Here is a 21,238-nt window from a genome sequence, read left to right on the forward strand (position 1 = left end):
CCTAAAACAGGTCGCTGTCTTCACTGAACAACTGATCGATATCCTTTTCCACCTTGAGGCGGATTTCATGGTCGATCTTCACGTTCAGATTGATGGTGATGGGTTCCTCCGGGGCTTTTAAAGCCACCGTCGGTGTGCAGGCGGGCAACAGGGTTACCGCCAGCAATAAACCCGGCGCGAGTGTTTTCATTGTGCTCTCTCCGTGCGCAGTTTCTCGGTGATGTCATCGCCAATACGCAGGCTGCGCATCAGCACCAGCATGTTTTCCCGATGGGTGTAGTTAAACACCACCGGCAGATTATTTCTCTGTGGATTCACTCCCTTGATGGTCACCGCCGCTTCCAGCCAGCCCTCCCGGTCCATGTTCATGCGCGCCTGGAAATCCGGAATGGTCAGCACGCTGAGGCTTTCCAGTGCCAGTTTCACGGCCTGATTGGCGCTGGCCATGGACTGCACACTGGAAGATGGCGGGATGCGCAGGGACAGGGTTTCCTCATTAGCCAGCCGCGCCCCTTCCACCACCATAAAGTCCGTGCCCAGTTGCAGGGGCACATAGCCGCCAACACGGCCATCCAGAAATACCGCCGGCGGGTTCTGCAAGGCGGCCACCTGCTCCAGATCAATGCGGGTAATCACCACCGGCTGGGGACGGGGTGAGGGCCAGTCCAGTGCCGGTGCCCGCAGGGAGCCTCCCAACAGATCCGCACTGATATCAGTGAATTGCCAATGACTGAGATCGCTCTCCACCTGCAGGGACAGGTCAGTGATCGGCGTACCGATATCCAGGGTGTTCGCCGTCACCGGCCCTGCACTCTTCAGAGACACTGCACCATCACGATAGTGCCCTTCCAGAGTTCCCTGAATCCCCCGGGCCGTGACGCTGCCCCAATCCACTGCCGTATCGAGCAGGCGAATTGTGCCCTGTGCAGACAGAGTGTCACGCCATTGCCAGCTCCCCCTTCCTGTGAGAGTGCCTTTCTGCGGCGTCATGTCCAGGCCCTGGCCCATGGCCGGGATCAGCCTGCTATCGATCTGAAAACTACCACGGGGTATTTCCCCTGCCAGAGAGGCTTCCGCCGTCAGCTCGCTTTGCCAATCGGCAATAGTCAGTCGTGCCGTGGCTTTTTTGCCGACCAGCCGGGCACTGCCTGCCACCACCGGCAACCGCCAGCGGGCCGCCAGCAAGCCACCACCGCGCAGTTGCACCTGACCATGGGCCCCGGCACTGCTCACCGTTACCGGCCCCCTTGCCGTCACGGTGAGCGGGCGCAGCAGCACCTGTTCCACCAGCCCTTCGCTGACCGACAATCGACTGCCATCCGCCAGCACCACGGCACTGTCTTTCAGGTGCCATGGCACCTGCAGGGAAACATCACCGCCCCGGTCATAGCCGGGAATGGATGACGTGGCCGACAGGGTTCCCTGCCAACCGAGATCGGTCTGGCGGAACGACACGCTGCCATCGAGCGGGTAGCCCGCGTACTGACCTTTCACCGTGGCCTTGCCGCCGTAAGGTGCCCGGTGCAGAGATTCCAGCGGCAAGCGGAAGGCGAGACGGTCGTCGTCGTTACGAGCATTGAGGGTAATCGGTTTTCCCTGCAAGCCGTCGCTGGCGGCCTGGCCTTGCCAGTGCCCATCCAGCCGGAACCCTTGCCATCGGCCCTGCAACGCCAGCGCTCCCTGCCACTGCCAGTGTTTGCCCTGCCACTGGAGCCGGCTGGGGCTGGCTTTAAGGCGCAGGTCTTCATAGCCAACCAGCAACGGTAGATCCGTGGCGCCGCCCAGCGCCATGGGCACTTGCAGGGGCTCTTTCCATTGCGCGGAGAGTTGTTCCGGCAACGCTAGCGTTGCCGGCGACAGGGTCAGCCTTCGATCCTGCCACTGAAAATCCAGTTGCCCATCCAGCTCCGGCCCCGTCAACGTGACCCGCCCGGCACCCTGTTCTATGGTGCCGTCATCACTGTTGGCAGAAACATGCACCTGCCCTGGCGGCCCTAGCAGTTGTAACTGTCCCCGGGCTTGCGACAGGGCAATGCCCTGCCCTTGCAACGATAACGGTGCCGGGATTGCCAGTTGCCACTGCCCATTGAGCTCCAACGGTTCGGTCAGACTCATCTCAGCCTGCCACTGCGCACCAGTAAAACGGGCCTTCATTGCCAGCTCGGCTTTTTGCGGCTGAGACTGCAGGCCTACGTCCTGCAGGGTTGCGCCAAGGCTGCCAGCAGGTTGTCCCTGCCACACACCCTCGCCTTCAAACTGCCATCTGCCCTGCCAGTCCGTGAGCCATTCATTCAACGCGCCCTTGCCGTGCAGCGACCAATGCCCGTCATCGCGGGCATACTCCGCCTTCAGGTCGCTTTGTGGACTCTCCACCTGAAGGGACCAGCACTGTTGTTGCTGTCGAGCCTTTACCTGCAACGGCGGCGGCACCACCCCACCAAGCTCGGGTAACTGCAACGTATCGATGGAAAGTACAAAAGGGGGTGTCCAGGGCAGGGATTCCGGCATCACAAAACCGTCATCGTCTGACCCACTATCACAGGCAGTGACAGTGACCGAGCTCATGTGGACGGTGACAGGAAACAGATCGCTCAGGACCAGATCTGTACCGGCAAGGGACGCGCAGTCGTCCGGTTGCCAGCGCCACTGCGCCAGGGTCAGGCCGTTATGCCAGCCCGGTTTGCCCACACGTAGCCCCTGGCTATAAAGCCAGCCCGCCGCCACCAGTGCCAGAATCAGCACCAGCAGCAATGCATAACCAAGGCCTCGAAAAACAGGCGGGAAAAATCGAACCATAACGGTTAGAGCCAGCGCAGCGATAATGGTTCGATAGTGGTGGCTTGGCGAGGTTGTGGCAACTACCTACCCCCTCCCGTTGGAGCCTTGCTCGCAAGGCGAAGGGACTGCAGTTGCTTCGGGGCTTCGCCTTGCGAGCAAGACTCCAACGAGTGGCGTGCGGGGTTATGGTGTGGAAGAGGCGCCTTCCATCACCGCCTGGTGCAGCACCAGCGCCATGGCGGCCACGCGGCTGGTGGCATCCACGGACAGGGTGGCACCGGTGATGCCATCCACGTCGCCGGACAGGGTATCGTCATCATTGAGTGTCATGCCTCGATACTGACGACGGAAAAAGACCTCATGCACTTCGCTGCCACGGGGCTCCCGGTACACCAGAATTTCCAGATCCACGATGCCCTTCGGCCCCACGGCCACGCCCACCGTCATGGGCATGTCCTTGCTTTTTTCGTCGATGATCCAGGCACTGGTGGTATCGGTATGCCAGTAGCGCAGGCGCAGGCCCCGGTAGGGGTGGCCCAGCACCTTTGTCACTCGCTGGCGCAGTTCGCCGCGCAAGGGCAGCAACCCCGGTTGTGGCGAAGCCGAGCCAAACACCTGCTGCAGAAAGTCCGGCTGACTGAGATGACGAATCTGTACCTCATAGGCCGGCAGAGTTGCCGCCAGCCCGAGCATCAGTAGCAGTGCGATGACTCTTGGCATCAGTTAACCAAGCGCTCCTTGTCCAGCAACGCTTCAATCAGGAACTGGTTGTAAGTGCCTACCCGTTTGCCTTCCAGCCGCGCATTGGCCTCGTGATAAAGCGGGTTACGCTCCAGGCTCTTTGGCAGCATCCATTGGGCCACCGTGGCACCGCTCATGATCCAGGCGTTGTTGAACTTCTGCCACCAGCCATACTTCATTTCAAATTCATCACGAATGCGCGGCGGCAGATTGGCGGCGGTGACCTGTTCCTGCACCCACAACGGGAAGATCATCCAGACGGAACGCGGGTCGAACAGATCTTCCTTCAGGCGAATACCATTTTCTTCCACGGTAAGCTGGTGGCTGGCCCACATGGCGCGGTTGTATTCCATAAAGGCATTCCAGTCTCCCGGTAGCGCCTGTTCCGGCACACCGAACAGCATGGCAAACAGCTTGGTTTCCTCGTAGAACTGGTCCTTCTCTTCCTGAGTCAGCTCCCCTTCCATCTTCTCGTACATGTAGGCCAGGGTTTCCCACAGGGTGGCATGGACCCAGATCATGGCCGCCACTTCATTGGCCCGGTATTCGCTGCCCCGTTGGAAAGCCCCGGAATCCATGGGCACTTCGCCTTCGATTTCTTCGTGGATATCACGCACCTGATTGGCCGACGTCATCACCTGGGGCATGCTGCCGAACACCATGGTGCCCACATGCTGGAAGGTGCGACGGGCACGGCCCAATGGGTCATCACGGACCACCGAGTGTTCGTCGATACTGGCGGTGACCCAGGGGTGGGCCAGTTGCAGCAACAGCGCCCGGCCCGCCCCAAAGGCGCCGGGCATGCCCGCCCGGGACAGTTTCCACATCATGGAGTCCGGCCCGTACAGGCCCACCCGGGCATCCGGTATCTTGCCGTGAATCTTCACCAGCTGCCGACAGAAAGCCGCTTCATCCACCCAGCGGGGGATGGGAGGGCTACCGTCGCTGGGTACCAGTTGGCGAACCGCGTCCTGGCCGGCGCTATTTTCCGGCTCTGCCTCAAGCTCGGTGGGCGACACATTCTGGCCGCAGGGATGAGTCAGATAAGCCGTTTCCGCACGCACCATTTCCAGCGTGAAGGAACCCGGCTCGCCCTTGAACGTCACTTCTGACGGCAACAGATAATTCTGCACCGCCATGTATTCCTGGTAGTCGATATCCCAACCAGCTTCCTCAATACGGTCCACCCGGTCCAGGTCTTCCTGATACACCACCGCATCGGCGGTGGCCGGCAAACCCCGCAACCAGTAAGACAGATTGCCGGCACGAATATGCGCCTGCAGATGTTCGGCCACTTTCATGGCCTCCGCCCCGCCGATCACATCCACCGTTTCACTGTCCGGCTCGTAGACGTTACCGCGAATGATGACTTTGGGTTCGCCCACCGGCTCGTCCATCAGAATGGACAGGGCGAACTCCTCACCGATTTGCCGAAAGGCAAAATGGCTTTTGCTGACGGTACTGTCTGCCCGCAGAACAAAGCGGCCTTCCACTTCCCACTCGCGCATGTTTTCCGCCGATTCCGGCACGAAGTGGGATGCCTTGAACGCCGAGCAGCCTTGTAGCATCAGTAGCATGCCCAGCAGGATCACCTTGCTGTATTGCAGCGTTATTCTTGTCATGGTCGTGACCCTTTATCGTTTTATGGGTATGGGTAAAAATATCGCCAGCCTTTCCCGTAGGGTGCACTGAGCCTGAGGCGAACTGCACCACATAGGCCTTGGATCGATGCAGTTCGCCTCAGGCTCAGTGCACCCTACGTTTCAAGCTAGGCGGTTTGTCGCAACGCCTTCTTGTCGATCTTGCCCACCGAGGTGAGCGGAATGGCATCCAGGAAGAACACTTCTTTCGGCACCTTGTAGGGCGACAGGTTTTCCCGGCAGAAACGGTCCAGCTCGGTCTTCAGGTCGGTGTCGTTCTTGTCGCAATCCGCGCTGCGCTCCACATAAAGCTGCACGATGTCATTGCCTGGCCGGTCGTTATCCGGGCGGCCCACCACCGCGCACATGGCGACCCAGGGCAGGCTCTGCACCTTGCCCTCCACTTCCACGGAAAACACCTTGTAGCCGCCCACAATCAGCATGTCCTTGCTGCGATCACAAACACGCACAAAGCCGTCGTTATCCATCACACCGATATCGCCGGTGTGCATCCAGCGCTTGCCGTCGATTTCCTCCAGGGCCTTTTCCGTGGCCTCCGGCATGGCCAGATAGCCCTGCATCACCTGGGGACCGGCGGCGATGATTTCGCCGGGTTCGCCCAGTGGCATTTCCTTACCGGTGTCCACATCCACAATGCGCACCTCGGTGCCCGGCAGGGGAATACCCACATGGCCTTCCTTGAAATGAGAGGCCGGGTTGAGAGTGATCACCGGGCTGGTCTCGGTCATGCCGTAAACTTCGCAGAACTTGTTTTTGCCGATCACACTTTCCAGCCGTTGCACTTCTTCTTTGGCAAAAGGTGCAGCACCGGAAATGGCCATGCGCAGGCCGCTGAAATCCAGCCCCCTGAATGTCTCGTTGGCACACAGCATCTGGTACAGCGCCGGTACTGCCGCCAGCACGGTGGGAGTGCGCGCGGTCATTTCCGCCACGAAGTGATCAATATCGCGGGGGTCGGGAATCAACAAAAAGGTGGAGGCGGTGCGCAAGGCGTTGAACACCACCGCCGCGCCGCCGATATGAAACAGCGGAAACGCGGAGGCCACGGTTTCCTCGCCGGTGCGATACCCGTAAAACACATTGGCCTGCAGGTTATTCATAAACAGGTTGCGCGAGGTCAGCCGGGCCCCCTTGGGCAGGCCCGTGGTGCCACCGGTGTACTGCAGGTACAGCACCGAATCCATATCCACCGGTGTGGTCACCGGTTCGCCGGAGTCCGGCAGATGATCGTGCAGGGAAATCACCGACACGCCTTCGTGCGTCTCTTCCAGGGCCTCCCCCTGCCCGGTGATCAGGTCCATGGGACCGGAGACGATCACCGTACTCAGCGTCGCCACCTTGCCCAGCACCGGTGGCACCGAGGTCTGCCAGAACGGCACCAGCGTGAGCAGGATTTTCACCTGGGCATCGTTGGCCTGGTGGGTAATTTCCGGCGGCGTCATCAACGGCGAAATGCTGGTGGTCACCATGCCCAGTCGGGCCGCCGCGATAAAGGCCACCACGTACTGGGGGGTGTTGGGCATCTGCAGCCCCAGCACGTCCCCGGCCCTGGCGCCCCGGGCCACAAATAGCGCGGCCATGCGATCCGCCAGCTGATCCAGTTGCCGATAGGTGATTGCCTTGCCAAGGAACACCAGCGTCTCCCGGTCCGGAAACTGTTGGCCATGGTCCCGCACATAATCGGACAGGGTTTTCTCGGGCAGCTCCGGCAGGGTGTGCCAGTCGTACCCCAGGGAGGCGTAGGTGGACAGCCAGGGTCGGTTATCCGATGTCATAACGGGCACCTTCGGGAATGGTATTGATGTGATAGGCCTCAGGGTGTTGCCTGGCATCGCGGTAGGCCCGACGGGCCAACGGAATCAGCCGCAGGCTTTTGGGCGTCAGGGCATGCAGCACCCGGTAAACGCCACACCAGGCACGGAACAGTCGCTGATCCGTCTTGCTCCAGGGGATCTGGAATTTTTCCCTGAACGGGTGCGGCAAGGTGGCGCGCAGATTGAAGCGCATGAAACGCCCCATCACCGCCAGAATCAGTCGCCAGGCGCCATCGGGGATACGACTGCCCGGCGGCTTGGGAATGTCCAGATAATGGTCCGGGCGCATCAGGTCCTGCACCACCTCGCCCCACTCCAGGCGGTCGCGGATGATGCCGTGGAAATAGTCCCAGTAATCGCTTTCCGTGGCGGGCAGATCCTGGTCGCGAATGCCCATCATCTTGCCCAGCTGCCGCCACTCCACAAACATGGCGTGACGTTGTTCGGTGGTGGGCGACTTGCCCAGCATCTCGTGCATGCGGATGGTGGCGTCGTAACCGGTGATATGCACCCAGCTGTAGGCTTCCGGGTCCAGGGCGAAGTACTTGTTGCCGTGCTTGTCCACGCCCTTGATGGAACGATGCAGGTCGCGCAGCTTGATGCCCATTTCGATGGCTTTCTGCGGGCGGGCATAGACGATGGGCCAGAGCAGTTCCGTGGAGCGTTTGGCGCGCCCCCAGGGATCCGTCTTGTAGACCGAATGTTCACCCACCCCGGCATCGATGATCGGGTGGGCCACCTGCAGCACGAAGGCCTGGGGCAGCATCAGGTGGAAACGCCAGGAACCGAAATCCTGCCAGGTATAGGAATCCGGACCCAGGGGTTGGGGGATTTCCCGCTGTGTTTGCGTGGCCGTCTGTGTCATGGCAAATCCTGTCGGTGGCATCCTTCATTGAGACAAATAGAAAAATACGTCTCAACTGGTCACGCAAACAAGCGCATCACACAGATTTCGGATTTCTGTTTAGATCATTTTGGTCAGGCCGGGAAAGAAAATGTCAGGGGGTGAGCAGCGGCCGCAGGTAGTCATTGGCCCACTGGCGCACCCCGGCTTCGTTGGCGGGATTCATCAAGCCGTCCGGGGACAGCACCATGGACTGGGTGAGCCGCAGCATCAGCTCGGCCAGGGCCTCGGAGGACTGCTTGCGAATGGCCCCCTTCTTTTGCTCCTGGTCCAGTATGCCGGCCATATAGACGCGGAAGAATCCCATCATCTGCCACAGGCGCTGGGTAAGAATGGGCAGGATCGTTTCCGGTTCGGAGGTGAGCAGCCGCTGCAGCAGCGGGTGGCGATGGGCGCGTGTGGTCGCCAGCACAAAGGATTCCAGCACCCGCTCCATACCGTTATCGATCTGCGCCAGGTCCGCTTCGATCCGGGCCAGCTCCCGCTGACACTCACGGAGGATCACCACCTGGATCAACTGGTCCTTGTCGGCAAAGCGACGGTAGGCCGTGGCCCGGCCGATACCGGCCTTGCTCGCCACGTCTTCCATGGTGGTACGGCGCAGGCCGAACTCAACGAATAACGCCAGCCCCGCATCCAGCACCTTCTCGTAGGTCTTGTCCCCTTCCGGCACCTGCAGGTTTTGCAGCAGGGTTTTCGATGCGGCGGCTTTGCGTGACATTCAGACTCCCGGTGGCTCCGTGGTGATGTCCATGGCTTATACCGTAAGGCCACCGTGGTGAGCAAATGGGTTTCCGGTTTCTGCCACCACAACCGGCCCGTCATGCCGAGCGGGCGATGGCCATCAGGTGCACATCCGCATTGCCGAACAAGCCATCCACGCCGGTGACCCGTTTCACATAGTGGCCCACGCTCAGTTCGTCGGTCATGCCCATGCCGCCGTGGATCTGGATGGCTTCCTGAACGATCTTGCGCCCGGCCCGGCCCAGTTGCGCTTTCATGGCATGCACGGCTTTGGCCGCATCGTCATGGCCTTCCACGGTTTTCAGGGTGGCGGCCAGCAGCAGCGACCGGGTTTGCTCCATGGCGATGAACATGTCCGCCATGCGGAACTGCAGCACCTGGAACTTGCCGATTGGCATGCCGAACTGCTTGCGGGTCTTGCTGTATTCCACGGTTTCATTGAGCAGCACGGACAGGCTGCCCACGGACTCCGCCGACAGGGCCAGCAGGCCATCATGGAGTACCTGCCGGGCGATGGCATAGCCGCCATGCAATGCACCGATGCGGGCCGCCTCGGCCACCTTCACCTGGTTGAAGCGGATCTCCGCGCCTTGGCGACCGTCCACGGTACGGTGGGGCACCCGCTCCACCCCCGGTGCATTGGCATCCACCAGAAACAGGCTGAGGCCATCCTGATCACCGGGCTGGCCAGCGGTACGCGCCAGCACCACCAGCAGGTCCGCCTGGTCACCGTTCATCACACAGCTCTTGGTGCCATTCAGTGTCGCCTCATTGCCTTTCAGGTCGGCGACCATGGCGGTGTTTTCCAGCGTAAACACCCGCTCGTACTCTTCCGCAGCAAAGGCCACCTGTAGCTTGCCTTCCAGCAAGGCAGGAATGGTCTCCGCCTGCTGGGCCGCGCTGGCCTGGCGCAGAAAACCGCCGCCCAGCACCACGGTGGCAATATAGGGGGCCATGATCAGGCCCTCCCCAAGTGCTTCCAGCAGCACCATGGTTTCCAGCGGCCCCATGCCCAGGCCGCCGTGCTCTTCCTCGAACGGCACCGCCAGCCAGCCCAGGTCGGCAAATTGCTGCCAGGTGGCCGCATCCAGTGGCATCAGTTTCTTGTTCCGGCGATGGGTTTCCACATCACTGTTGTCACGCACAAACCGCTTGGCGCTGTCCGCCAGCATTTGCTGTTCTTCACTCAACTGAAAATTCATCGTTGTTCTCCATTCCCGGGCGGGGTCATCCCCCCCCCTTACCGTTGGAGCCTTGCTCGCAAGGCGAATACCCTCGTCGACGCGCTTCGCCTTGCGAGCAAGGCTCCAACAATATTGTTTACAACCCCAATACCGCCTTGGCGATAATCCCGCGCTGCACCTCATTGGATCCGCCATAAATGGAACAGGCCCGCGAGTTCAGATAATGGGGCATGGCAGTGAGTGCATACTCCGGCCCGATCACCGGCTGTTCCTCACCGGGCGCCAGGGCCTGGGGCTGCCAGATCACACTCTGGCTACCCAGGGTTTCAATGCGCAGCTCGGTGACTTTCTGCAGCAACTCGGTGCCGAGAATCTTGGTCATGGAGGACAGGGCCCCGGGATCCTTGCCAGCAGACAGGGCGGACTTGATGCGCATCTCGGTGAATTCCAGCGCCAGCACATCCGCCTCCAGGGCGGCAAACTTGTGCTGCCATACCGGGTCTTTGGTCAGCGGGCCAAAAGCGGTCTGTTGCTTCTCGGCCATCAGGCGGATCTTTTCCAGCATCACGTTCAGGCCCGGCGCATATTCCTGGCCACCACGCTCGAAGGTGAGCAGATACTTGGCCACGGTCCAGCCGTCGTTTTCCGCGCCTACCCGGTTCTTCTGCGGTACCCGCACATTGTCGAAGAACACCTGGCACTGCTCCGGCACTTCATCCAGGCCAACAATGGGCTCGATGGTGATGCCGGGCAGGTCCATGTCCAGCAGCAGGAAGGTAATGCCCTGCTGAGGCTTGCCGTCACGGTTGGTGCGCACCAGCGCGAACATCTTGTTGGCATAGTGGGCGTAGGTGGTCCAGATCTTGGTACCGTTGAGGATATAGTCGTCGCCATCCTTGTCGGCAAAGGTCTTCAGAGAGGCCAGATCGGAGCCGGAGCCCGGTTCGGAATAGCCCTGGCACCAGAAGTGTTCGCCGTTGAGGATCCTGGGCAGGTATTCCTGCTGCTGCTCCTCGGTGCCGCAACCGATCAGGCAGGGGCCGCACATGTGCAGGCCCATGGGCACCAATGGCGGGGCCTCGGCCCTGACCAGCTCCTCCGCGAAGATGGCCCGCTGACTCACACTCCAGCCGGTGCCGCCGAATTCCTTCGGCCAGTGCGGCGCCGCCCAACCCTTGTCGTTGAGAATGCGCTGCCAGGCCATGGCTTCCTTCACCGGCGCAAACACCGAGGTCACCAACCTGCCCGCTTCCCGGATTTCCGGGGTCAGGCTCTCCTCCAGAAAGGTGCGCACCTCATCCCGAAACGCCTTCTCCTGCTCCGGCACCCGCAGATCCATACCCTACTCCGCTGTTATCAGATTCAGTGGACCCAGTGTACGGGAGACAAAATGAGACACTCATGACGATTCGTATCACGCCCCTGGCGAAAAGCGTCAAAGGCTGCAGCCCTGGCTAAAGACAAAGCGGGTACGAGCCACGCCCCGCCGGGGCAAGTCCGCTATAATACGCCGATACTTCATGCAGACAGGCAACACCCGCTTATGAGCATCAACTGGTTCCCCGGCCACATGAACAAGGCCACCCGCGAAATTCGCGACATCCTGCCCAAGGTGGACCTGATCATCGAAATCGTCGACGCCCGCCTGCCCTACAGCAGCTCCAACCCGGTGATCGAGAATTTCCGTGCCGACAAGCCCTGCCTGAAACTGCTCAGCAAAAGCGACCTGGCCGACCCGGACATCACCCAGCAGTGGCTCGACCACCTGCAAAAAGACCCCACCGTCCGCGCCCTGGCCATCACCACCCACAAACCGGAATCCATCCGCAAGCTGGCGGATCTCTGCCAGCAGATGGTCCACAAAAAGCGGGACCGGGCCACCACCATCACCGCCCTGATCACCGGCATCCCCAACGTGGGCAAATCCACCTTCATCAACACCCTGGCCGGCCGCCAGGTAGCCCGGGCCGGTAACGAACCGGCGGTGACCCAGCGCCAGCAACGTATCGAACTGGGCGGCGGCCTGATTCTCATCGACTCCCCCGGTATCCTCTGGCCGAAAATCGAAAACCGTAACAGCGGCTACCGCCTGGCCCTCTCCGGCGCCATCAAGGCCACCGCCATGCAGGAAGACGACGTGGCCCTGTTCGCCGCCGAATACTTCATGCAGGCCTACCCGCAACAGATGAAAGAGCGCTTCAAACGCGATGACCTGCCCGAAGAAGGCGTGCCCTTCCTGGAAACCATCGGCAAACAACGGGGCTGCCTGGGCAGCGGCGGCCACGTGGACTTCGACCGCGCCGCCACCCTGCTGATCAGCGAATACCGCGGCGGCAGACTGGGCCAGCTCACCCTGGAAACCCCGGCCATGGCAGAGCAGGAGCATGTAAAGGTGGCGGAGATACGCAGGCTGAAAGAAGAGGAGAAGGAAGCGAAGAAGAGGGCCAGGAAGGCGGCGTATAAGGCGAAGGGGCAGAAGGGAAATCAGTAAGAGAGTGTCACCAATAAACTTGTCGTAGATAACTTCTAGCCCCGAGCAATCACACACCAGCGCAACGGAAGTAATTGCCCGCTCGGCATCAGACAATGCTTCGTCGTCTTCGATGTTCAGCCGGTTTTCAGGGCATCACTCTCGGGGTAACAATATCCATTCTGGACAGCCCCGTATTTATCTATTTCAGGCTTTCGCTTTAACCGGACGGCTGTGGGCAAGGACTGCTGCTTTGCGCGACGTAAATCTCACATCACCGTCCTTCACGGTGAAGCCTTCCAGTCGCAAGCTGGCCGCGTAGTTGGCCCGACGGACCTTGGCAAAATAAGCTTTTTTTGATTCCAGCGAGGGAACAGACATAAGCACCTTCAACCAATTAAGATACTGAAATTATCGCAAAAACAGACCCCAGACTAAATTTTAGTCAAATGAAAGCTGACTTCTAGATTAATCATTAACTTTTATAAATAACGCTCGCGTCTTATCACTCTATTATCAAATAACGCAAACGAACTCCCCAACAACTCTGTAACTCAAGACCTCATCATCATTTAATATAATTGGATTAAAGCTTTCATCGTCAGAGTTGGGGCTTAATTCAATCCGTGAGTGCCTCCAACCTTCCTCATCTTCTACCTTGAAGCTTTCATATACCTTGATGGTGTACCTTGATCCAGTCTCTGCATCAACGCCATCAACACACTCAACCAATACCGTCTTTCCATTGCGCGATCCGCCCTGGTCTTGCTGGAACAAGCAGAGGGCTCCATTCGGAATAACACGGTTCATGGATTCCCCCATGACTCGGCAGGCAAACATCCCCTCTTTCAGGATCACTCCATCCGGCACAGGCACCAAACTTTCATGCTGGACATTCTGCAGATCACTGAATTCACCAGCAGCAGCCTGGAGGTCAACTAATGGGACAGCATTCTCATAGAGGACAAGCGATTCGACATTATTATCCTGAGCAACAATCTTCCGGGAATAAGTGGGAATATATTGCTTTAAATATTCCTTGAGACCGGGATCGCATGCATAAACAAATGTACCTCTTATCCCTCTAAGCATCACAGTTCTATAGATATTGATAATATACTGCTTCAGCTCTTCTGGATCCTTAATGCCTTGACTACCAGTACGATCAAAATAATTGGTTTTATCAATAACAATTGATTCACTCACCTTGTCATACCGAATCTCTTGACCAAAGATTATGCCTGCGTAGTTCAGGTCATATCCTTGTGTGGTATGAATACAACCGACCTCCTTGTATGAATCTTTTTTGTTAATCCAATCAGTATTGGTGCTATTCCAACGAAGGCTTACACCATCAATTTCAATATCAAATGCTTCATTATCTTTCTTTGAAGCCCATGGCCATGAATAACCGGCGACGATCCTGGAAAGCCCTGTCTCAATCTCCTTCCCCTTTATCACATCGACCATGTCACCTAAAGATTCAAAAAATTCGAACTCATAATTTTTATCGGAAAAGCGTTCCCCATGATCAAGGCGGCAGTTAAGCAAGGCATCAATAAATTCAACATAAGGCTGACCTGCTTTGACCCTGAACTGGGAAAGCAGCTTGTGGGTTACCGACCCCTTAGCATTTTTTAGGCTATCAAAGACAGAAGAATCAGCGTCTGACGGCTTGATGGATTGCCCCTTATCGTAGAAAAAAATCGCTTTATCAGACTGTCGACAAACCCAGTCCACCTCACTGCAGGCATACTTATCCATACCCAGTGCCTCACAGCTTTTATCAAAAGTGCCAAAATATGCACCCAGATTCTTTCTTTTCCTCAAGCGATGCGATTCATCGACCAAGACGATATCGTAATGTTGTTTGGCAAGCTCAGCAGGACTAATTACCATCTTGGGACTCAAACCAGAGACATGCTTGAAAGCCTTCTTCAAGGTCGTCCTGAAGGATGTCATCGGAACAACAAGAGCCATACTGGGGTCGGGATTATTATTCTTGAAGTCATCGATAAGAGACTGTATCTCAGCCTCATCATCAGCAAAGTCGCGAAGATCAATCTGTCTGTCGCCCTTGCTCAGTAATTTAAACAGGAATATTGCCAGAACCGACTTCCCTGTTCCCGCTCCGCCCTCAATAACAACATTCCTGACTTCAGGGTTAAGCAACTCATACAGGATAGTAAGCAAACCCTGGCGCTGATCAAGGGAGAGAGATTTATAAGGTGAATACTTGAACACATCAGAGTTATCGATATGGTTCAACGTTTTCGACGCCACGCCACAAGAGATCAGTGCATCCCAGACGTCCCGGAAAACCTTTTCGTAAAGATCATCTCTCTGATAATAGTTATGGTCGGACAACCCCAGATTACCATTGAGAAGGGAGTATTTCCCATCAGCAGCCATGTACTTGATCAGCAACGACTCAACATCCAATGTCGCTGATTTATTGAAGTATTCACTGGTTATTAAATAGACAGCCGTAAGCAGTTTCTTCTCATCATGCTTTAGATGCGTACCCATTCTGGATAGCGCATCCGTTGTCTCTCCAATGTAAGCATGCAACTTCTTCTCATCACTAAGAACATAAACCAGAGGCCACCCACCCACAGCAAACGCATTGCTACGCAGATCATCCAAAGATTTTCCGCTGAAAGGGTAGCGTTTTATGTCGACGAGGGAATCGTGACTCATAGATCTGTATACTTTTTGGCTGTACCTTTCGCCTTGTTGACAGGGTATTTCAGCTCATTCTTCCTGATTTTTTCCAACACGATCTCGCTGATGTCCAGGTCATAGCTATCTGCCAGCAGAAAGGCATAGGCCAACACATCTGCCAGCTCTTCCTTTACTTTCCCAACATCCGCATCTTCGGATGATTTCCATAGAAAAACTTCCAGTAACTCTGAAGCCTCAATACTGAGAGCCAAAGAAAGATCTTTTGGATTATGAAATTGCTTCCAATCCCTTTCATCACGAAATTGGCGCAGCTTCAAAATTACGTCTTTCATATTTAGTCCTCAATCTCCTTCGACTGGCCAAGCAAGTATGCAATCTGTCTTTACCAATCACTTTATGGGTAGCAATCCACAATAATGAACCAAGTTAGGTTCTACCTGCCTGCTTTTCACGAAAATGTTCTCTGTGATGATTTAGATACTGCTGGTGACTATCATCCAACTTGACCACCATATCCTTATGAATACCTAGCCTTCCTGGATCTTCCAGGTGACTGGAGATCAGGATGCGACCACCCCTGTCAAAGCTGATTAACTGCCGATCAAATACCTTATCCAAGTTCGGAACCAGCAACAGGCCATTGTAGGGATCCAGGCGCTCCTTGTTATCTGCCTCTCGCCAGGGCTTTATGTGAGAAGCGATGAGCAGGCGTACATCCGGATATTGGGTGATAGCGCAGCCGCGCCAGTAGCCCACCAGTCCCTCCCTGAACTTGCCGTGACCGAGACGAGTGGTCCGCAGCGTGCTGCGCTCGGTTTCTGACAAGGTCTTATCGTTATCCAGATCGGCCAGGTCGTTGGTCAGTTCATAATCCGTGGCGTCTTTCAAAAACTGGCCGTACAGACGCAGGGCAGCACTGTACATACCGTGGCCGGTATCATCTTTGACCTGGAAAGCAGGTTGGCTTTCGATGTGTTTACTGAGCTGCTGGTATTGTTCCACCGAGCCTACATCAAAGAAGGATTCGATCAGTGCCCCTTCGCTCTGCAGCAACTTCGGCAGGGTGTTATTCAGTGCCCCGGCGTAGCTTTTGATGGTGCGCTCGCTTTTGCCAATGGAGTCGGCCCAGTGGGAAAAGTGTTTGCGCCGATCCTGGAGATTGGCAAACAAGGCTGCTTCAATTTGCGGCTGCATGGCAGGATCCCGGAACAGGTTGAATAACGGTGTATCCAGCCACGCATAGTCGATCAACTGCGGTGTTGACCGGGGGCCCGGGGCTTTATGGTCTCTTACCCGCCGTTCGTACTCTTTTTCCTTTGCGGCGACAGGCTTGTGGTGCCAAAAGCCGGATGAGCGCAGATAAAAGTACGGAAACTCTGGGTTGTCCCGGTCATTGTCTTGCTTCAACCGCTCAAAGCGTTTTGTGAATGCCTGCCTGAGGGACTCATTGAAGAGAATCCGGTTCTCTTTCAGGGTGCCGGCACGGATCAGATCCAGCACCGCCAACAACAGGCACACCTTGTGAGGGCGCGGCCGGTCCTTGGTGCGATCCATACGCAGACTGCTGAGCTGGTCCAGGTACTGGGCGGGGGTCATTGTTCACTCCAGTAATCTGCCTGATCCGGCTTCACCCAACGCACACCTCCTCTGGGATCGTCGCTGTCCCCCTGATAGCGGGGAATGATATGGCAGTGCATGTGCGGGACGGTTTGGCCGGCTACTTCGCCGCAATTCATACCGATGTTGTAGGCATCCGGAGAATAGCGCTGGTCCAGCCAGGTTTTTGCCTGGTTGATTAGCTGCATGACGGCGGTCTGTTCCTGCTCGGTGAGGCAGAACCAGTCGTTGGCGTGGCGTTTGGGGATGACCAGCAGGTGGCCGGGGGAGATGGGGAATTTGTCTTCGCGCACATAGGCCAGGGCATTTTGCAGGCTCGGGCCATCCGGTACTGCGTCCGGCACGGTACAAAATGGACACTCTAGCATTGCCATCCCCTTCTACTGCCTTGGCATTCCCTGCCTGAAGGCTGTTCATTCTTATTTGAGAACCTTATCACAAGGCTAAATAGCTGCCAGCCTTCTCTCACCACTTTTTCGTAGCTGGCTGACGAGACGCGTGGCTAATCTCTCTTGAATACTAGCTAACCGCTACTCGGTAGTAAGTGTTTTTATTCTGGCATCAGGCTGGCGGGAAACACATAACCACTGCAAAAAGCCTGGCTAATGCAATTCTGCTTATTCCTGATTTGGGTAAATCACCTGCCACTCCCCTGCCGTTGCCGCCCAGAAAACTGTGACGCCCCGCCACGCGGGCTTCGGCGGGGTATCATAGAGTGAAGGTATGACGTTATTCACAGGGATGGGTTAATCATGACAATCCAGCATCACCATAAATGCCTGGGGCTGGTAATAGCTGCCAGCCTCCTTCTGCTTACTGCCTGTGGCGGCTCGTCCGGTTCGGATTCGCCCGCTCCGGCAACAACGACACCGCCTGATAGCAGCACCGATGCCGAATGGAATAACAGCAACTGGAATGAGGGAGAATGGCAATGAGCATTTCACCAATGGCAGTAACCCTGACAGGCTCTTTGGCGCTGTTGTCACTCGCCCTGGCCGCGCCTTTGTCTGCCGCCGAGGTAAGCGGGCTGACCACCTTTGTGCCTAATACGCCCGCGCTGGCAGAAGAAGTGAACGGCAACTTCGATGCGGTGAAGTCGGCCGTTGACGATAATGATCAGCGGATTACCGACCTAGAGGCGAAGACGCCGGATGGGGCGGTGTCGTTGTCGGCGTTTGCGTTTTCGGAGTGGACCGACAGCAATAACAGCAGCTCCAAGTGTCAGATGCTGCGGATTGTTAACTATGCCTATTTTGATCTTTTCTGGGCAAAATCGACCACCTGCAGCATGACGGCTCCGGCTCATCTGCCACAGGGAGCAACGGTTACTGGACTTTCCTGTCTGGTGGACGACGAACTCTATGGCTCTACGGAAGACAGTAATTTTTACCCGATTTCACTGCGTCGGCTTGATCTGGCGACAGGCAATACCACCAACATTTATTCGACAAGCACAGTCTCATCCAACAGCGGGCTGCAAACGTTGTCGGGCATCCCCTCTACACCAACGGCGGAAGATCTGATCATCGACAATAGCCAGTATGCCTACACGGTGATGGTTACTGCTCTTTATGCGGATGATGTCGATGCGGCTGTTGCGGGCAATAACCTGAAACTTCATGGCTGCACGGTGGAGTACAGCCTGCCGTAGGGTGTGATAGCGGGATGACAAGCTGGGGCGAGTCGCGCTTAATACTGCAAAACGCGCCAATGTCCGCCAGCCACACATCTCAAAACGACAGGCACAAAAAAGCCCGACTGTTTCCAGTCGGGCTTTTTTGTATCTCGATTGGTCGGGACGGGAGGATTCGAACCTCCTACCCCTTGCACCCCATAAAGGTTACAGCTTGTCCGTCGCCGTCCAACAGAATCTACAAACCATTAAATATCAGTAAGTTAGTTAAAAATACATCTTTGCATTGTCCAACAACGTCCACTAGAATCCACCGAAAGCGATTGAGAAACGGTGACGGAACGGTGACGAGATTTCGGAGCATACATGGGCATCATCACAGATAGACACCTCACTCCAAAAGAGCCCAAAGATGCCTGGCTAACCGAAGACGGCCCACGTGGGCATGGTCGATTCATGGTCAGACTTCAGCCAAACGGGAAGCATCTCTTCTACTTCCGTTACAGTGACCAGACAGGTAAACGCCAGTTTCACCCGCTTGGAGTTTACTCACGCACTGGCACCACCGGGCTCACTCTCAAGCAAGCCCGCACCCAAGCCAGCGAGTTATCGCGGCTCTACGTCTCAGGCATCAAGAACATTGGAGAGCACCTTAACTCAGAACGGGCCGCTCGAGAGGCCGCTAGGCAAGCAGAGCTATCACGCCTTGAGCAAGAAGCGGCACAAAAAGAGGCCGAGGCCGCTGCACTGGCTTCTCGGCAAACCGTTTCCCAGCTCTTTGAGCGATGGATGGAAATTGACGTGTCACACCGGAAAGACAAGGGTACAGAAGTCCGGCGCATGTTCGAGAAGGACGTTCTCCCCCTCATTGGCCAAGTCTTTGTCGCAGACATCCGTAAAGGGCACATCACTCAGGTGACAGATGCCATGGCGGCACGGGGTGTCACCCGCATGGTGAAAGTCGTATTCAGCCTGATGCGACAGATGTTCCGCTTTGCCGTGGACCGAGACATCATTGAATTCGACCCCAGCAGCAGTATTCGGAAAGCCAAAATCGGAGGTAAGGAGACTGAACGTGACCGAGTGCTATCCGAGGACGAGATTCGACAACTGACAAACGCCCTACCCTCTGCCAACCTGCTGAAAACCTCTGAATTGGCTGTCTGGATAGCACTTTCCACCTGTTGCCGCATTGGTGAACTTCTGGCGGCACGCTGGGAGTATATTGACCTAGAGCAAAGAACTTGGCTTATTCCTGCCGAAAACAGCAAGAACGGCAAGCCTCATCAAGTACACCTGTCAGCCTTTTCTGTCAGTTTCTTCCAACAGCTGCAGGAAATGACAGGCCTGTCCCCATGGTGCTACCCGAACAGAGCGGAAACCGGCCCTCTCTGCTCAAAAACCATAACCAAGCAGCTTTCTGACCGACAGCGCCCGTCAAATAGTGGCACCATGAGCAATCGCACTAACAACGCGCAAGCTCTTTGTTTACCCGGTGGCAAGTGGACACCTCACGACCTTCGCAGAACCGGCGCAACCATGATGACCGCTCTAGGCGTACTTCCTGAAGTCGCAGAACGCTGCCTGAACCACACCGAAGAAAATAGGGTTAAAAGGACCTATCAACGCCATAGCTATACCAAGGAATGCAGCGAGGCTTGGGAGAAATTGGGCTCCCGGCTCCAGGATCTGACAGAACCAAGATGATAGCTGATGCGTTAAATGAGAGTTTTCGCTCCAAGTGACATCTAGAGCTCAACTAAGCATTCAGGCTACCTACTCTTTCTATGAAGAATATACTCACATATTTGACCCACGCCTAAATAACACGCCTATTATTGAATTCTGACAGCCAGCAATCGACATTAGTCTAAACAGGATTGGGCTATTTTCCGCAAAATAGTCGCTTTCCTCACCATAGATCAATTCCCCAGCGTTTTACCAAGAAAGCAAGCAGAGCAAAACAAAACACGGTCAAAAAAGCTGACACTAATAAAGCCAGCCAAAATCCCCAGCGCTCAAGCATTGCTGGGAATAAGGCGAACATGGGCAGCGTTGGGAGCACATACCAAAAGGTATACCAAGCATGATTGGCCAGTTTGGCAGTGGGTTGGCCCTCAAAATAAAGCCACACCAAGACCATTAGTGTAACGACAGGCAGTGACGCCAATAGCGCCCCCACCCTATCACTCTGCTTAGCCAGCTCGGAAACCAAGACTATAATTGCTGCTGATACTAGGTATTTAATGACTAGCATTGACATAATTTTTCCTCTTGATTCCCTAGCTTAATATCAATCAATTCCTTTGAACTCACCAGTGAAGTTTACGTCGTACACATTACCCGTGTTGGTCATAAGTATATAAAGCGTTCGCTCCTCATCTTCATGATCCATAGCCACAATGTAATATCCGGGGCCAAATTTACTGATACCCACGCTCTCGTCGGGGATCTCTCTCCAGCTTTCGTCCAGTTTGCCAAATCCCATACCCCGATCTTCCTCGGTGAGCTCGACAGCCACATACCTGGCTACTTCCTCCGCCTGATCGGCGGTTACCGTGGCATGCCCTCCGCCGTGAGAAAACACCGGCGAGGCAAAACTCAAGGCCATCATCGTCATCAAGGTTTTCATCCATCTCATAACATTTTCCTCATAAAAACAGATCAAATTTATTAATGTACATGGGCTTCGCCGTCACCATGGGCGTGAGGATTAGAGGCACTGTTTGGCAACTCCTCCGGCTCACGACCCTCTGTTTCAACCTCACCGTTAACACTATCCTCTGCATCCAAATCAAAGCGCTTCTCGTACCCGGACAGCGGAGAATTAGCAACCCCCATGTCTTCATGAGTATGCTGGTGATCATCCTTGTTCAGCGGAAATTCATCAGGATTGCTTGAGTGTAGATATCCATGCAGCTGCATCAACAGCAACAGCAACCCCAACACCATCAGCAGCCCATTGGTCGCTTGACTGAAGCGTTTGAACGATGCCATGCGGCGCCAA

Annotated in this window: 19 protein-coding genes and 1 pseudogene; 3 read left to right on the forward strand and 17 right to left on the reverse strand. The window is 56.1% G+C overall.

Going from position 1 to position 21,238, the window contains the following annotated elements:
• Position 1: 1 nt before the first annotated feature.
• The 9 genes from A3714_RS16315 to A3714_RS16355 all read right to left on the reverse strand — a co-directional run bounded on the left by A3714_RS16315 (position 2) and on the right by A3714_RS16355 (position 11,165).
• On the reverse strand, positions 2 to 190 hold the full coding sequence (locus tag A3714_RS16315) for a YnbE family lipoprotein (RefSeq protein ID WP_062817528.1): 189 nt from the start codon (positions 188 to 190) through the stop codon (positions 2 to 4).
• On the reverse strand, positions 187 to 2,742 hold the full coding sequence (locus A3714_RS16320; RefSeq protein ID WP_231866155.1) for a YdbH domain-containing protein: 2,556 nt from the start codon (positions 2,740 to 2,742) through the stop codon (positions 187 to 189). Before A3714_RS16320 ends, A3714_RS16315 begins: the two co-directional genes overlap by 4 nt.
• 219 nt (positions 2,743 to 2,961) lie before the next feature.
• The gene (locus tag A3714_RS16325) at positions 2,962 to 3,498 is read right to left on the reverse strand and encodes an FMN-binding protein (RefSeq protein ID WP_063508254.1); all 537 of its coding nucleotides are present in this window, start codon (positions 3,496 to 3,498) and stop codon (positions 2,962 to 2,964) included.
• Positions 3,498 to 5,141 carry a lipoprotein insertase outer membrane protein LolB gene (locus A3714_RS16330; RefSeq protein WP_063508255.1) on the reverse strand — a complete coding sequence of 548 codons (1,644 nt, stop codon included), beginning with the start codon at positions 5,139 to 5,141 and terminating at the stop codon, positions 3,498 to 3,500. The genes A3714_RS16325 and A3714_RS16330 overlap by 1 nt, the downstream gene beginning before the upstream one ends.
• A gap of 146 nt (positions 5,142 to 5,287) precedes the next feature.
• Positions 5,288 to 6,955, reverse strand: coding sequence for an AMP-binding protein (locus A3714_RS16335; RefSeq protein WP_063508256.1), 1,668 nt, complete (start codon positions 6,953 to 6,955; stop codon positions 5,288 to 5,290).
• Positions 6,942 to 7,859 carry an oxygenase MpaB family protein gene (locus A3714_RS16340; RefSeq protein WP_231866135.1) on the reverse strand — a complete coding sequence of 306 codons (918 nt, stop codon included), beginning with the start codon at positions 7,857 to 7,859 and terminating at the stop codon, positions 6,942 to 6,944. Before A3714_RS16340 ends, A3714_RS16335 begins: the two co-directional genes overlap by 14 nt.
• Positions 7,860 to 7,992: 133 nt before the next feature.
• Positions 7,993 to 8,619, reverse strand: coding sequence for a TetR/AcrR family transcriptional regulator (locus A3714_RS16345; RefSeq protein WP_063525828.1), 627 nt, complete (start codon positions 8,617 to 8,619; stop codon positions 7,993 to 7,995).
• 100 nt (positions 8,620 to 8,719) lie between these two features.
• On the reverse strand, positions 8,720 to 9,844 hold the full coding sequence (locus A3714_RS16350) for an acyl-CoA dehydrogenase family protein (RefSeq protein WP_063509612.1): 1,125 nt from the start codon (positions 9,842 to 9,844) through the stop codon (positions 8,720 to 8,722).
• Between the two features lie 118 nt (positions 9,845 to 9,962).
• On the reverse strand, positions 9,963 to 11,165 hold the full coding sequence (locus tag A3714_RS16355) for an acyl-CoA dehydrogenase family protein (protein ID WP_063509613.1): 1,203 nt from the start codon (positions 11,163 to 11,165) through the stop codon (positions 9,963 to 9,965).
• A 204-nt stretch (positions 11,166 to 11,369) separates the two neighbouring features.
• On the opposite strand from A3714_RS16355, the gene ylqF reads away from it, so the two are divergent.
• Positions 11,370 to 12,317 carry a ribosome biogenesis GTPase YlqF gene (ylqF, locus tag A3714_RS16360; RefSeq protein WP_063509614.1) on the forward strand — a complete coding sequence of 316 codons (948 nt, stop codon included), beginning with the start codon at positions 11,370 to 11,372 and terminating at the stop codon, positions 12,315 to 12,317.
• A gap of 186 nt (positions 12,318 to 12,503) precedes the next feature.
• Here ylqF and A3714_RS17805 read toward each other — a convergent pair whose 3' ends face one another.
• From A3714_RS17805 to A3714_RS16380, 5 genes are all read right to left on the reverse strand, one after another.
• The gene (locus A3714_RS17805; protein WP_156493034.1) at positions 12,504 to 12,677 is read right to left on the reverse strand and encodes a YhfG family protein; all 174 of its coding nucleotides are present in this window, start codon (positions 12,675 to 12,677) and stop codon (positions 12,504 to 12,506) included.
• Between the two features lie 135 nt (positions 12,678 to 12,812).
• Entirely contained in the window at positions 12,813 to 14,942 is a 2,130-nt protein-coding gene (locus tag A3714_RS16365; RefSeq protein WP_231866136.1) for a DNA/RNA helicase domain-containing protein, read from the reverse strand.
• Between the two features lie 50 nt (positions 14,943 to 14,992).
• Positions 14,993 to 15,313, reverse strand: coding sequence for a nucleotide pyrophosphohydrolase (locus A3714_RS16370; protein ID WP_062817539.1), 321 nt, complete (start codon positions 15,311 to 15,313; stop codon positions 14,993 to 14,995).
• Positions 15,314 to 15,407: 94 nt separating this feature from the next.
• Complete coding sequence (locus A3714_RS16375) at positions 15,408 to 16,535, reverse strand: HNH endonuclease (protein ID WP_197463439.1); 1,128 nt, start codon at positions 16,533 to 16,535, stop codon at positions 15,408 to 15,410.
• A gap of 38 nt (positions 16,536 to 16,573) precedes the next feature.
• The gene (locus tag A3714_RS16380; protein ID WP_197463440.1) at positions 16,574 to 16,966 is read right to left on the reverse strand and encodes an HIT family protein; all 393 of its coding nucleotides are present in this window, start codon (positions 16,964 to 16,966) and stop codon (positions 16,574 to 16,576) included.
• 563 nt (positions 16,967 to 17,529) lie between these two features.
• On the opposite strand from A3714_RS16380, the gene A3714_RS16385 reads away from it, so the two are divergent.
• Together A3714_RS16385 and A3714_RS16390 are read left to right on the forward strand one after the other, a co-directional pair.
• The gene (locus A3714_RS16385; protein ID WP_063526902.1) at positions 17,530 to 18,249 is read left to right on the forward strand and encodes a hypothetical protein; all 720 of its coding nucleotides are present in this window, start codon (positions 17,530 to 17,532) and stop codon (positions 18,247 to 18,249) included.
• A 348-nt stretch (positions 18,250 to 18,597) separates the two neighbouring features.
• Positions 18,598 to 19,938 (forward strand): site-specific integrase, encoded by a 1,341-nt coding sequence (locus tag A3714_RS16390; protein ID WP_062817548.1) that lies wholly within the window; start codon positions 18,598 to 18,600, stop codon positions 19,936 to 19,938.
• 205 nt (positions 19,939 to 20,143) lie between these two features.
• Here the strand turns inward: A3714_RS16390 and A3714_RS16395 are convergent, their stop codons facing one another.
• The 3 genes and pseudogenes from A3714_RS16395 to A3714_RS16405 form a co-directional block, all read right to left on the reverse strand.
• Entirely contained in the window at positions 20,144 to 20,494 is a 351-nt protein-coding gene (locus tag A3714_RS16395) for a DUF3147 family protein (protein WP_035246388.1), read from the reverse strand.
• Between the two features lie 30 nt (positions 20,495 to 20,524).
• A complete protein-coding gene (locus A3714_RS16400) occupies positions 20,525 to 20,872 on the reverse strand; it encodes a DUF6488 family protein (RefSeq protein WP_062817549.1) in 348 nt (115 codons plus the stop codon).
• 32 nt (positions 20,873 to 20,904) lie between these two features.
• A pseudogene (locus A3714_RS16405) lies at positions 20,905 to 21,238 on the reverse strand (HupE/UreJ family protein); the annotation flags it as partial.

Source organism: Alcanivorax sp. HI0007 (assembly GCF_001635525.1).
Taxonomy (GTDB): domain Bacteria; phylum Pseudomonadota; class Gammaproteobacteria; order Pseudomonadales; family Alcanivoracaceae; genus Alcanivorax.